We start from the raw sequence: 13055 nt of genomic DNA, 5'->3' as shown, positions 1-13055 counted from the left end.
AAATCAGGAAAAGGTAATTAAAGACAATTGCAGAAAAACAGGTTTGAAAGCTCAGAATCAGGAAACGAAAAAAGAATGTGGAAAAACAGGTTTGAAAAATCAGAAACAGGAAGAAACGCTTACTCCGGAGAGAGAAATCCGGGTGGGGGATATTGTGCAGCATTTCAAACGGGAATGGGTTTCGGAAGAAACTTCCGAATACCTGTATAAAGTTCTTGCGTTTGCAGAACATACGGAAACAGGCGAAAAACTGGTGATCTATCAGGCATTATATGCACCGTTTAAAACCTGCGCCAGACCTTTTGAGATGTTTATGAGTCAAGTGGACAGACAGAAATACCCGAATGTAAAGCAGAAGTACCGGTTTGAAAAGATTGTATTGGATGATATCTGCAGATAATGGATAGAAAGAAAAGATTATTATTTTTGTGAGATAGGAACTTTTCTTTGAAAAAGGTTTTATGGAGTAAAGAATGAAAGGTAATGTTGAAAAACCAATAGTCAGGAGAATTGCGGATAATGAAAATGCATTAGCTGAATTTGAAAATGAGATACTGTCGGAAGAAGAGGAAAAGATACAAAATATTATCATGAATTTTCCAACGGTATATATTCATAATTGGTCGGAAACAGGCAAGTATGAGGTTTATATTGGAGAATCAAATAATGTTTTTTATCGAACCAGAACGCATTACCATGACGGGATAAAAAAAGAAACCTGGCAGCGCAAGTTGTTGGGAAATAAACACGCAACTCTTTATATCATTGGACATAATCATTTTAATAAATCGTTGACATTGGATGTTGAAAATAGACTGATACACTATCTGATGAGTGCTGAAAAGGTTCATCAGGTACACAATGGAAGAGGAAATCCGCAGAAAAATTATTATCCGTCTGATGAATTTGATATTATTTTTGATAAAATCTGGAATGAACTTCATGTTATGGATGAAGAGCTGTTTCCTGATGAACATGTGATTAAAGATTCTGCAATTTATAAGGCATCACCATTACATAAACTGACAGACGAGCAGGAACGTGCAAAATTGCAGATACTGGATCGCATTGACGCAGCACTTCAGCAAAATGAAAAGCAGATCATATTTCTGGACGGTGAGGCGGGAACAGGGAAAACTGTGTTAAACAGCAGTATATTTTATGAATTGTACTGCCAAAAAGAAGAACAAAATCAATCGGATTTCAGATGCTGTATCGTTGTTAACCATGATGAACAGGTAAAAGTGTATTCAGATATAGCACAAAAACTTGGAATTACAGAAGAATACGGTGAAGTTGTAAGCAAGGCATCGTCATTCCTGCATAAGAATCCGAAGGAGAATTCCGTTGATGTTGTATTTATCGATGAAGCACATTTGCTTTTTACCCAGGGTAATCAGGGCTATAGCGGGAAAAACCAGCTGGATGATATTGTAAAGAAAGCGAAGGTAGTGGTAATTGTTTTTGATGAAAATCAGATACTGAGAATGGATCAGTATTGGGAAAGTCAGATGCTTGATCGCTATCGTAATAAGGCGATTGAACAGCATAATCATATTACTTTAACGAAGCAGTTGCGTATGCAGGCAGATGAGGAGACCCTTGATTGGATAGATTCTTTTACCAAGAATCAGGTCATTAAGAAAATTCCGCACAATAAATATGAAATAAAAATTTTTGATTCGCCGGCTGCATTAGAACTGGAAATACAGGCAAAAGCAAGACAGGAAAACAGCAGATTATCACGTTTAATTGCAAATTATGATTGGAATTATAAAAAGGGCCGCAGACCGGAAAATGAATTGCAGAAGTATTGGGAAGTATGTATAGAAAAAGAAGACTGGAAAAAACCCTGGAATTACGAACTGCAAAGAGAACTTGACAAAACAGAAGCCGGAAAAATAAAGGGACAGGCATGGGCAGAGCAGAAACATACGATCGGAGAAGTGGGCTCCACGTTTACGATTCAGGGATTTGATTTGAATTATGCGGGAGTGATTTTGGGAGAATCTGTGAAATACCGTGATGGCAAAATTATTTATGACCCAAGTAATACCAGTAACAGTAAAGTAACTATGAGAAAAACGATGGAAGATGGATCAAAGCAGAATTTTGCAGAAGAGTTACTGAAGCATGAAGTTCGTGTATTGATGACCCGTGGAGTAAACGGATTATATATCTATGCATGTGATGATCAGTTAAGAGAAGCGTTAAAGAATGCAGCAGAACAGGAGTGATAAAAATGACAGAAGAGACCATTCATCAGATTTTAAAATTTAGAGATGACCGCGATTGGAAACAATTTCATAATCCAAAAGACCTGGCAATATCGATTTCACTGGAAGCAGCTGAACTTCTTGAAATTTTTCAGTGGAGTGGAGAAGATGTTTCCGATAAAGGAAAGACGGAAAAAATAAAAGAGGAACTTGCGGATGTTTTGAATTATTGTGTATTAATGGCAGATGTTTGTGGATTTGATATTGATGAGATTGTGCAGGAGAAAATAAAAATTAACAGCGAAAAGTACCCTGTAGAAAAGGCAAAAGGAAATAGCAATAAATATGATAAATTGTAATGAAACCGGGATTATCCTGATTTACCGCCAAAGCGATTCAGGATTATTGCAGGAAACAAAAGTATGAAGTCGGAGCGCATCTGGACAGCAGATGCGCTCCTGTTATATTTCTCCATTCTGTTCCAGATATTTCAGGAACTTTTCACATCCTTCTTTAATATCGGAATAGGTGACGGTGAAATTACCGGTGTACCAGGGATCAGCGATATCTCTGGGATTGTCTGAGAAATCCAGGAAACGTCTTACTTTTCCGTATGGATCATTTCGAAGGATCCGCATCATATTTTTCATATTCCAGGAATCCATTCCGAGAATATAATCATATTTGTCATAGTCGCTTTTTTTCAGCTGAACCGCTCGTTTTCCGGCGCAGCTGATACCGTGCCTGGCAAGTTCTTCCCGTGCCGGAGGATAAACAGGATTTCCGATTCCGTTCCAGATTTCTTCCGTGCTGGTAGCGGCAGATGCAATATGAAACTGATCTGCGATTCCCTGTCTTGATACCATATCTTTGAAAACAAATTCTGCCATGGGAGACCGGCAGATATTGCCGTGGCAAATAAATAGAACTTTAATCATCTTTTTATATCTCCATTTAAGTCTTGTATTTCTTCTCAAACGCTTGATTTTTCAGGTTTTTCTGACTTTTGAGTTTTCCTTTCTCTTCAAGGTATCTTCTCAAATCTTCCCGTGTTTTCTTATGATTTCCCCTGTAGTCCTGGTAAATACGTTGGTAAAGCAAGCGTCCTTACCAACGGTTTTTTTAACTATTTGCTATCCGATTTACTTCTTCCTTTGTATCATCAAAATTCACATACCTTTATCATAGCACAAATCCAGCTCTCCGCATAGTTATTTAATGGAAATCGGTAAAACTGTCAGATCTTTTGTTACTGTCACTGGTAATATTCCGCGAGGTGTTTCCATGCATTTTTGCATGGAAATCCCGAGACAGTAAACGCACGAAATTATGCAATGTGCATAATTTCTGTACATCGCGAAGCGTGTTACTGAGAACGGAGTGAACAGTAACGATCTTTTTACACAGCAGTAGCCTGATACGGATACCTCTCAAATTTCTCACGCTTAATGAGGGTACGATTGCCGCTCATCACATAAAAATCCTCATTGGGATGTGAGTCAATAAGCATTCTCAGTTTTCCTTCGCCGGTATGATAAAGCAGGAAACCTTTTTCAGATTTCCTGCCTGGTATGCAGCTGCCTAAGCAAAGATACCAACCATATTCTGTTTCATGATTGAGATAGGCTTCTATACATTCAAGGTAAGCTTCTTGTGGCACTTCCCATTTATCATGAAACCATGCAGCTGCTTCTTCTTATAATACAGGTTTTTGTCTAAAAGTAACATAGGTATATTCTTTCAAATTTACCTCCACAGCTTTTGATTTAAATGCCTATAAGTTTACTTCATCATATGATGTATCGTGAACGGTACACGGTGATTATTGAATTCACTTTCACCCAGTTTGTAGTCCATGAACCCCGAAATCAATCCTAAACAAAGTAAAATTAATCCGATTACAAGAAAGAATTTTGTTTTTGATATAATACCATAAATCAACAGAAAAGCCCTATTACCAATACAATAACGTTAATTATCATATATCATCCTGCAGATCATTATAATTTGTTCGTACCAAAGAATTGCGAAAATACCAGGAGTTCTTTTCTGCTGACATAGCTGCACCTCGTTTCCTGCTTAATACGCAATCCTGAAATAATCCAAATATACTTTATATTTATCCTGTGCCGTCAGGCAGGTATCTGTCAGATAGCCTTTCTCATTGTTCCATTCTTTCAATCCTCGGTAGTAGAACATCTTCAGATTATCCTCAATGATGAATGGAACAATATTATATTTCAGGCACTCTTTGAACATAATCAGTCTGCCTACACGACCGTTACCATCCTGGAACGGATGTATTCGCTCAAATTTCACATGGAAGTCCAGAATATCTTCAAAGGTTTTTGATTCTTTTCTATTGTACTCTGTCAACAGAGCTTTCATTTTATCAGCAACTTCTTCCGGGAGGGCGGTATCAATACCTCCAACTTCATTCGGCAATTTCTTATAATCACCAACAGCGAACCAGTCTTTTCTGGAATCGCTGGTTCCGTTCTTCAGTGTCAGATGAAGCTCTTTGATGAACTTCTCGGTCAATGCCGTTTTTGCATTCTCAATAATCATGTCAATGCAGCGGAAATGGTTCGCCGTTTCGATCACATCATCCACATTGAGAACTTCGTTTTCCACGCCGATGGTATTGGTTTCAAAAATATATCTGGTCTGATCGTGGGTCAGGCGGCTGCCCTCGATGTGGTTGGAATTGTATGTCAAATCAATCTGTGTTTTATGGTAAATTCCACCGGAGTATTTGCTCGCCTTCTGCTCTTTCAGAATATCCAACAGAGTAATCGGTTCTTCTTTTCTCTTGTTGGTACGCTCCGGTTTTTCCGCATTTTCAGGAATGTTCCAAGTTTTGCCGGTGAGAAACGCACCGTTTACTCGTCCCTGGGCACAGTAATTTCTAACGCTGCGTTCCGACACATCCCACTTTTTTGCTATTTCAGTAACTGAAAGGTATCGCATCTGCTATCCTCCGTCATAAATTAAATAAGTTACACTAACCTGCTATATAGTATATCATGTCATCGGCAAAAATATCAACTGTTTTTAGCTCAACCCATATGTTTTTGCCGTTATGGGAAGTTTTATTTTTGTAACATAACGTCCCATCACTCCAAATAGATAAAGCGTGTTTAGAATCACGTTATTATCTATAATTATGATGATGGGGCCAAAAGGTATTTTGCCCCCTCTGATACACGGATTTCTCCGCACTTTGTGCTCCCGAAATTCCCTGTGTGAAATCGGTAAATTTGTCAGATCTTTTTACACAGCAGTATTTTGGGCAGAAAAAAGCAGGAGACCTTTTTCAGATTTCCTGCCTGGTATGCCGCTGTGCGGGCGGCGGATATTTCGTTGTAAAAGTTCGGGACAAGTTGCCACGATGTGTGTGATGGCAAATCGGAATTTATCTATGGATGTACATTCTTGTCATATCAGGCGCATTATCTCCTTGAACCATACACAAAAATTCCCAGCCATATCTTTCGTAAAAGCTTGTATGGTCTGTAATCAAATAGATAGGAGTAATTCCCTTTGATCTCATATCCTTCACAACAGTATCAAGTAATTGTCCCGCAATTCCTTGACAGCGATATTCCTGTTCTGTATACACCGCACATACATTTGGCGTAAGGTCTTTCCTGTCATGAAAATCATTTTCAATCACGCCAAGACCGCCTGCAATGCGTCCGCTGTCTAAGCAAAGATACCAACCATATTCTGTTTCATGATTGAGATAGGCTTCTATACATTCAAGATAAGCTTCTTGTGGCACTTCCCATTTATCATGAAACCATGCAGCTGCTTCTTCTTTTAATTCAGGTTTTTGTCTTAAAGTAACATAAGTATATTCTTTCATATTTATCGCCCCAGCTTCTGATTTAAATGCCTGGAAGGTGATCTATCGTGAACGGTACACGGTGATTATTGAATTCACCTTCACCCAGTTTGTAGTCTATGAACCCCGAAATTAATCCTAAACAAAGTAAAATTAATCCGATTACAAGAAAAAATTTTGTTTTTGATTTAATACCATAAATCAACAGTAAAAGCCCTATTACCATTACAATAACGTTAATTATCATATATCATCCTCCCGAAAGTGATGTTAGCATAAATATCCTCCTTTTTATCCGCAAAAAAGCTGATGTTTTCTGCGATAATTGATTCACAGAAGTCATCAGCTGTAAAAGCGGTTTAGGTTTCCCATGGGAGAACTTCATTCCCGCATTTATTATACAGGATTCGAGGAAAGATGTAAATCTGTTTTTGCAGATGTCGGAACTTGTCAGATATTGTCGAACGCTTTTCCTTTACAAAATGCAGACAGGTATTCTATACTGTTCCTACAGCAACTCATTAGGGAATGGAGAAATTCCCGTCATATCAGTGCACAGACACGCAAAACGCGAACTCTTCTGTGCATTCGAAAGCCGGATATTGTTTGCCGTATAGGCGGTGTCCGGAATCTTTTTCAGTATCTCAGGCATTCGCCTGCAAAATTCAAAAAAGCATGCAAAGTAGTAAGGAAAGGAATTTTCTATGGAAAAAGAGTATGAAGCTTTTGCGGAAGAATTACGACAGGACCTGCTCAGAGCAACAGGGTATGAGGAAAGCAGAATTTACTTTAAGAAAAAAGAGGATTATCCTCAGACTTCCGGAGACAGGATTTTTGTGGAATGCGGGATCGGTGAGAAGTCCCGGGAGGTTTGCGGACTATATGTCAGGGAACTTTATGAGAATTATCTTGACGGAGAAACAATGCCGGAAATTGTGAGGCGTACGATGGCGGAACTGGACAGGATGAAACGGTCAGGGATTCTGGAGAAAGCCCATGATCTTGATGATTATGAAAAAATAAAAGGAGATTTGTTTATTCGTCTGTTGAATTTTGACCGGAATCAGCAGGAATTACGGAATGCCATTTATCGGAGAATCGGGGATATCGCACTGGTGCTTTACATGAGAATGGGAAATTTCGATGGCATTATGTCCAGTTTCAAAATCCATTATGATATGGTGGAGAGATGGAATATGGACAGTGAGGAGGTCTTCGGGAAAGCGCTGCTGAATACTTATTTTATGACTCCGCCCCGTATCTTCCGATGGGAAAGAATGGTTTTTGAACCGGATTATAACGGAGAAAATTTTATGAATCTGCTGTCCGATTTTATTCTCCGGAAAGATGCCGGAGGAAATTGCCTGAGTACTACAGAACGGACAAATGGAGCTGTGGCTGTTTTTTTGCCGGGTGTTGCAGAGCGGCTGGGAAAATTGCTGGGAAGCGGGTTTTATATGGTGTTTACCAGTATCCATGAAGTGATGATTCATCGTGATAATGCAGTGGAAGTGGACGAACTCCGAAAGGTATTGAAAGAAACCGTTGATGAGGCAACTCCGGAAGAAGACTTTCTGAGTTATTATATTTACCATTATAACAGGGAGAACGGTGAATTTACATGGGAGTGATATTCTTCCGGATGCATATGTTTTTCTTATGCATATAATATAAAGGAAATATCTTTCATAAGGAGTTTTGACTGTGCCGGAATATAAAATTATGCTGGATGCCGGACACGGAGGAAGTGATCTTGGTGCTGTATATAACGGTCGTCAGGAAAAGGATGACAATCTGCAGCTGATGCTTGCAGTCGGAAAGATTCTTTCGGAAAATGGAATTGACGTGGTCTATACCAGGACAACAGATGTTTATCAGACGCCTTTTGAAAAGGCAATGCTTGCCAACCAGTCAGATGCGGACTTTTTTATTTCTTTTCACAGGAACAGCAGTCCGAAGGCCAATCAGTACGATGGAGTAGAGGTCCTGCTGTATGATAAAAGCGGAATCAAATATGAGATGGCGGAAAATATTCTGGGTGCTATGGGAGAGGTAGGCTTCCGTGAAATCGGAATCGAAGAACGTCCGGGACTTGTGGTGCTGCGCAGAACCAAAATGCCGGCACTTTTGCTGGAAATCGGTTTTATTAATTCCGATGTGGATAATCAGCTTTTTGATGAAAAGTTTGATGAGATCGCACAGGGGATTGCAGGAGCAATTCTGGGAACCCTGGATGAAAATGAAATTGAAGGTCCTGTTTATTACCGTGTGCAGACAGGAGCTTTTCGGAACAGAGAAAACGCAGACCGCATGCTGTACCAGTTGACGGGCAAAGGTTACCCGGCGTTTCTGCTTTATCAGGATGGTCTGTATAAAGTACAGGTAGGAGCATTCCTTCAGCTGGGAAATGCAATCAATATGGAACAGCGGCTGAGAGATGACGGATACAGCACTTTGATCGTAACGAAATAGAAATATCGAATCATCTGCAAAAACCGGAGTAATTGTTGCGGACGGGAATGTCTGCGAAAGCCGGAGTAATTGTTACGGACAGGAATGTCTGCGAAAAACTGAAGTATTTGTTACGGACAGAAATGTCTGTAAAACTGGATTCTATGTGGGAAAAAGACCGGATTATGTGAGAGAAATCTGGTCTTTTTTTGGCTTCTGTGTTATGATGACGGGGATGCAGAAACATAAAATAGCAGAATATGTAGCAGACTGAATAAAAGAAAAGGACAAGATTATTATGGATCATAAAAATAATGATATAACATACAGAAATATAAAGGAAGAATACAATGGAGATTTCAAAGACGATTCCTACGAGGCTCTTTTGAATCATACGGAAGAGTTTATTTTTGCGGAGGACAGGCTTCAGAAAGCGGATATTATTTTTGTGCCCGGGAATGGATATCCGCAGATGGCAGAGCAGGCGGCTGTGTTATACAGAGAGGGATATGCACCCTATATTCTTCCCAGCGGAAGATTCAGTATCGTGACAGGGGCATTTTCCGGTGTGCTTGCAGAGCAGGAAAAATATAATGGAAATTATGAAACAGAATTTGAATTCCTGAAAGATGTTCTGATGAAAAATGGTGTTCCCAAAGAGGCGATTCTGAAAGAAGACCAGTCGACCTTTACCTATGAAAATGCGAAATTTTCGAGGAAAGTGACGGATGAGGCAGGTCTGGAAATCAGAAGTGCCATTCTTTGCTGCAAGAGTTACCATGCGAGACGGTCTCTGATGTATTATCAGTTATCGTATCCGGAAACACAGTTTTATGTATGTCCGTCCTGTCCGGACGGAATCAGCCGCAGCAACTGGAGAGATACACTGGAAGGAAGAAACGCTGTGACAGGAGAAGTATCCCGGATTATCACTCAGTTTCCGTTGATGCTTTAATATGCGATGCCGTCGGAGTTTTTTATATTACAGGAAAATGCAAAGTACTTTCCTGTAATACAAAAACAGCCGTATCTTACCGGAAAAATCTCAGAATCTCCTGGAAAGATAACGGCTGTCGGTTTATTTTTCTTTATGTTCTTCTTCCGGTTCTTTTGGTGGAAGCCAGATGTGAACAAGTTCAATGCGGTTTTTGTCAATGTCATCCACAACAAGACGGATTCCACTGTCTGTTGTGACAGCCTGTCCATGGACAGGCAGGCAGTCTAACTGTTCGATGATATATCCGCCGATGGAATCATAATCTTCGGAAGAAAGATCTGTATGAAGGATTTCATTGATGTCATCCAGTTTGGCAGAGCCAAGTGCGACATATTCGATTCCGGGCTGGACTTCTCTGAGAGGTTCTGCTTCGTCTTCATCGTATTCATCCCGGATTTCGCCAACGATTTCTTCCAGAAGGTCTTCCAGAGTGACAAGACCCGCAGTTGCCCCGTATTCATCCAGCACAATGGCAAGATTTACAGAAGCTTTACGCATTTCCAGCATCAGATCGGCGGTGGACTTATATTCATAGGTGAAATATGGTTCACGCAGAATCTCTCTGATGGAAAAAGCTTTATCCTTGGGGTAGAGCAGAAGATCCTTGATATTGATGATGCCAATGACATTGTCTGTGTTATCTTCATATACGGGGAATCGTGTATGCATATCCTCCCGGAAAATATCCATCAGTTCTTCAAAAGTACAAGAAACATTGATAAAGGTCATATCAATTCTTGGAATCATCACATCTTTTGCAGTGGAATCACCAAAATCAAATACATTGTAGATCATCTGCTTTTCTTCGCTCTCGATGACGCCGTCTTCCTGACTGACATTTACGAGAGTTCTCAGTTCATGCTCGGTCATGGTGTTATGTTTGGCATCCGGATCTACATGCAGGAGAAACATCACACCGTTGGAAAGCTTGCCGATGATATAAACGACAGGTGTCAGGATGATCATCAGGAAATAGATGATACGCGCATAGGAGAGCGACAGTTTTTCCGAGTGGATGGAGGCAAGCGTCTTTGGCGTAATCTCACCGAAAATAAGAATTAATAAAGTCAGAAGACCGGTTGCCAGGCCGACATATACATTTCCGAGAACCTGGATCGTCAGGGTTGTCATCAGAGAAGATGCAGCCATATTCACAATATTGTTTCCAATTAAAATAGTACTGAGCATCTTGCTGGAGTCTGAGATGACCTTATCCAGTATGATTGCCCGTTTGTTGCCCTGTTCGACAAGGGACTGGACACGTATCCTGTTTACCGTGGTCATAGCTGTCTCTGCAGAGGAAAAAAAAGCTGAGAGCAGCACCAGAACCAGTACGGAAAGCGCTTGTATAGGAACACTTGAGTCCAAAATAACGTTCACTCCTTTTTTACTTTGAAATGACTGACAGGCAGCGGGTAAAAAATAGATGCTATTTTTATCATCAGCTCCTGCCATTAATAGATATACAAAGAGAAATATACAGGAAAATCGTAATATTTGCAAGAACGAAAAAAAAGATAATTTTGGGGCTGTCCAAACGAACAATAGTGTGTTATGATATTTTTTGTCATAAAATGAAAATAAATATTACAAAATATTTACAAAAGATTAAAACTTTGATATACTATTAAAGTCAGATTTAAAATTGGGCTGAGTATATAAACACGGTCCGTTACATATAGAAAGAAATCGTGACAGAAAGAGCACGGTTTCAGGTGAGTACAGGTGAAGAGTGATTGATACAGAGGTGTAAGATGATGAAAAAGAAAATGAGAAAAATGAACAGAAGAAACAGGAAACTGATAGCGGCAGCAGTGCTGTCTGCAGCACTGATAAGCGGTCAGATGCTTCCCGCATTTGCAGAGAGCCGCAGTACCGCTATTGAGAAAAATTCCATATTTCCTGATAATATAACGATAGAAACACCGGTTCCGCTTTCTGAGATTTCTTTACCCAAATGTGAATATGGAAAGCTTTCCTGGGCAGATGACACACAGGTTCCCTCCAGACGTTCAGAAGCGTTTGAAGTGATTTTCCGTCCGACAGAGACTTTTGATCTTTCCAGAATTGATGGATGGGATGGGGAATCCGATAAGATGATCGGTTATGTGACTGTTGTTGTGAGCAGTATAGAGGCATCCGAAGAAGAGAGCACAGGAACGGAGTATTCCGACACAACAGAGAACGGGGGATACGATAATTCTGAGACAGCAGGGGAGGAAGTGACATCCGGAGATACAGTTTCAGGTGAGACTGCTGCTGAAACGGAGAATACACAGGAGCAGGGTGATAATTCACAGATATCCGGTGAGAAAGACTCCGATGTGCAGGAAGGTTCCGACACCCGGACCGGTGAAACTCTGAACGACAGTGAAGAGAAAAAAGACAGTGCAAAAACCAATATAGAAAAAGATATAGAAACAGATTCCGGAAAAAGCTCCGGGGAAGCAGAACCGGAGGAAAAAACAGAAACTTCCTCATCAGAAAAATCAGATTCCCCGGAAACAGTGACAGAGAATCCGGATATTTCCACAAATGATAAGGTCGAATCAGAAAGCGGAAAGGCAGAAGATTCGAAGGATAAGGAATCTTCTGAAGACAAGACAGATAGTTCGAAAGACAATGTGTCTGACGGTGCTTCCGATTCTGTGACTGATGAAGAGAGGAATCAGGAAGAAGAACAGGAAACGGACGAGGAAATACCGGATAACATTTTTGACCGTGCAGACGAGGAAACGGTCGACGAGCGTCCGGCGACTGCAGAAGAGGATTTGACGGAAGAGGAAATGGAACAGCGTGCAGTGGAGAATCATAGCTGTGACGGAATTTCTGTTTCCGGAATTAATCTTCCCTGGTATGTTCAGTTCCGTGCAACAAGCGGAGAGAGTTATGAGTTTTCCAATGAATCAGAAGCGACTATTTTCAGATCTTATGAATTTGAACTCTGGGATCTGAAGAATGATACGGAATACGAGATTCCGGATGGAGAATATATCAGTGTGACCATTCCGGTAAAAGAAGGTTATGATTATACCATTGAACATCTGCTTGACAATGGTGCGGTAGAAACCATCATTCCAAGTGTAAACGGCAGTACCATGATCTTCAGCACACATTCCTTCAGTCCGTTTGGAATTGCCGGAAGCAAAACGCTGATCGGCGGAGACGGAATGGATAATAATTACACAACACCGATGCCAACCAAAGCTCCGACTCAGGCACCTTCAAATACGGGCAGCAGTTCCGGCAGTTCTTCGTCCGGCAGCGGAAACAGCAGTACCGGAAATAATACATCTGCCAACAGCGGAAATTCTTCAAACAGCAGTGGGAATTCCGGAGTAAGTGACGGATCATCCGGCAGCAGTACGCAGAACGGTCAGAATAACACCGGTACATCCGGCCAGTTTTCTTCAACGGCTGCAGTACAGACCGGTGATGATACACAGATCCTTCCGTTCGTGATTCTTGTAGCAGCGGCAGTGATTATCATTGTAGCTGTAGTTGTTTTGAAGAGAAAGAAAAAATAATATCCTGTAAATCTGCG

General features: G+C 40.6%; 11 protein-coding genes and 1 riboswitch. Of the genes, 7 read left to right on the top strand and 4 right to left on the bottom strand.

Annotated features, from left to right (window positions below):
- Positions 1-43: 43 nt before the first annotated feature.
- From ACTNEW_RS04125 to ACTNEW_RS04115, 3 genes are all read left to right on the top strand, one after another.
- Complete coding sequence (locus tag ACTNEW_RS04125) at positions 44-400, top strand: DUF1653 domain-containing protein (protein ID WP_441058703.1); 357 nt, start codon at positions 44-46, stop codon at positions 398-400.
- 73 nt (positions 401-473) lie between these two features.
- The gene (locus tag ACTNEW_RS04120) at positions 474-2237 is read left to right on the top strand and encodes a DNA/RNA helicase domain-containing protein (protein ID WP_441058279.1); all 1764 of its coding nucleotides are present in this window, start codon (positions 474-476) and stop codon (positions 2235-2237) included.
- A gap of 5 nt (positions 2238-2242) precedes the next feature.
- The gene (locus ACTNEW_RS04115) at positions 2243-2575 is read left to right on the top strand and encodes a nucleotide pyrophosphohydrolase (protein WP_441058277.1); all 333 of its coding nucleotides are present in this window, start codon (positions 2243-2245) and stop codon (positions 2573-2575) included.
- Positions 2576-2677: 102 nt separating this feature from the next.
- Here the strand turns inward: ACTNEW_RS04115 and ACTNEW_RS04110 are convergent, their stop codons facing one another.
- From ACTNEW_RS04110 to ACTNEW_RS04100, 3 genes are all read right to left on the bottom strand, one after another.
- Entirely contained in the window at positions 2678-3154 is a 477-nt protein-coding gene (locus ACTNEW_RS04110) for a low molecular weight protein-tyrosine-phosphatase (RefSeq protein ID WP_441058275.1), read from the bottom strand.
- A 1141-nt stretch (positions 3155-4295) separates the two neighbouring features.
- A complete protein-coding gene (locus tag ACTNEW_RS04105) occupies positions 4296-5186 on the bottom strand; it encodes a Fic family protein (protein ID WP_441058273.1) in 891 nt (296 codons plus the stop codon).
- Between the two features lie 445 nt (positions 5187-5631).
- Positions 5632-6084, bottom strand: coding sequence for a GNAT family N-acetyltransferase (locus ACTNEW_RS04100; protein WP_441058271.1), 453 nt, complete (start codon positions 6082-6084; stop codon positions 5632-5634).
- 305 nt (positions 6085-6389) lie between these two features.
- A riboswitch (Fluoride riboswitch) is annotated at positions 6390-6461 on the bottom strand.
- Positions 6462-6767: 306 nt separating this feature from the next.
- On the opposite strand from ACTNEW_RS04100, the gene ACTNEW_RS04095 reads away from it, so the two are divergent.
- The 3 genes from ACTNEW_RS04095 (at position 6768) to ACTNEW_RS04085 (ending at position 9469) form a co-directional block, all read left to right on the top strand.
- On the top strand, positions 6768-7694 hold the full coding sequence (locus tag ACTNEW_RS04095) for a DUF5688 family protein (protein ID WP_441058269.1): 927 nt from the start codon (positions 6768-6770) through the stop codon (positions 7692-7694).
- A gap of 91 nt (positions 7695-7785) precedes the next feature.
- On the top strand, positions 7786-8535 hold the full coding sequence (locus ACTNEW_RS04090) for an N-acetylmuramoyl-L-alanine amidase (RefSeq protein WP_441058701.1): 750 nt from the start codon (positions 7786-7788) through the stop codon (positions 8533-8535).
- Between the two features lie 277 nt (positions 8536-8812).
- Complete coding sequence (locus tag ACTNEW_RS04085; protein WP_441058267.1) at positions 8813-9469, top strand: YdcF family protein; 657 nt, start codon at positions 8813-8815, stop codon at positions 9467-9469.
- A gap of 123 nt (positions 9470-9592) precedes the next feature.
- Here ACTNEW_RS04085 and ACTNEW_RS04080 read toward each other — a convergent pair whose 3' ends face one another.
- A complete protein-coding gene (locus ACTNEW_RS04080; RefSeq protein WP_441058265.1) occupies positions 9593-10879 on the bottom strand; it encodes an HlyC/CorC family transporter in 1287 nt (428 codons plus the stop codon).
- 386 nt (positions 10880-11265) lie between these two features.
- Here ACTNEW_RS04080 and ACTNEW_RS04075 point away from each other — a divergent pair, with 386 nt between their 5' ends.
- Positions 11266-13038 (top strand): hypothetical protein, encoded by a 1773-nt coding sequence (locus tag ACTNEW_RS04075; RefSeq protein WP_441058263.1) that lies wholly within the window; start codon positions 11266-11268, stop codon positions 13036-13038.
- The last annotated feature ends 17 nt before the right edge of the window (positions 13039-13055 follow it).

It is taken from the genome of Blautia sp. HCP3S3_G3 (genome assembly GCF_052063365.1).
Lineage (GTDB): Bacteria > Bacillota > Clostridia > Lachnospirales > Lachnospiraceae > Blautia_A.
This window is presented reverse-complemented; position numbering and strand designations above follow the sequence as displayed.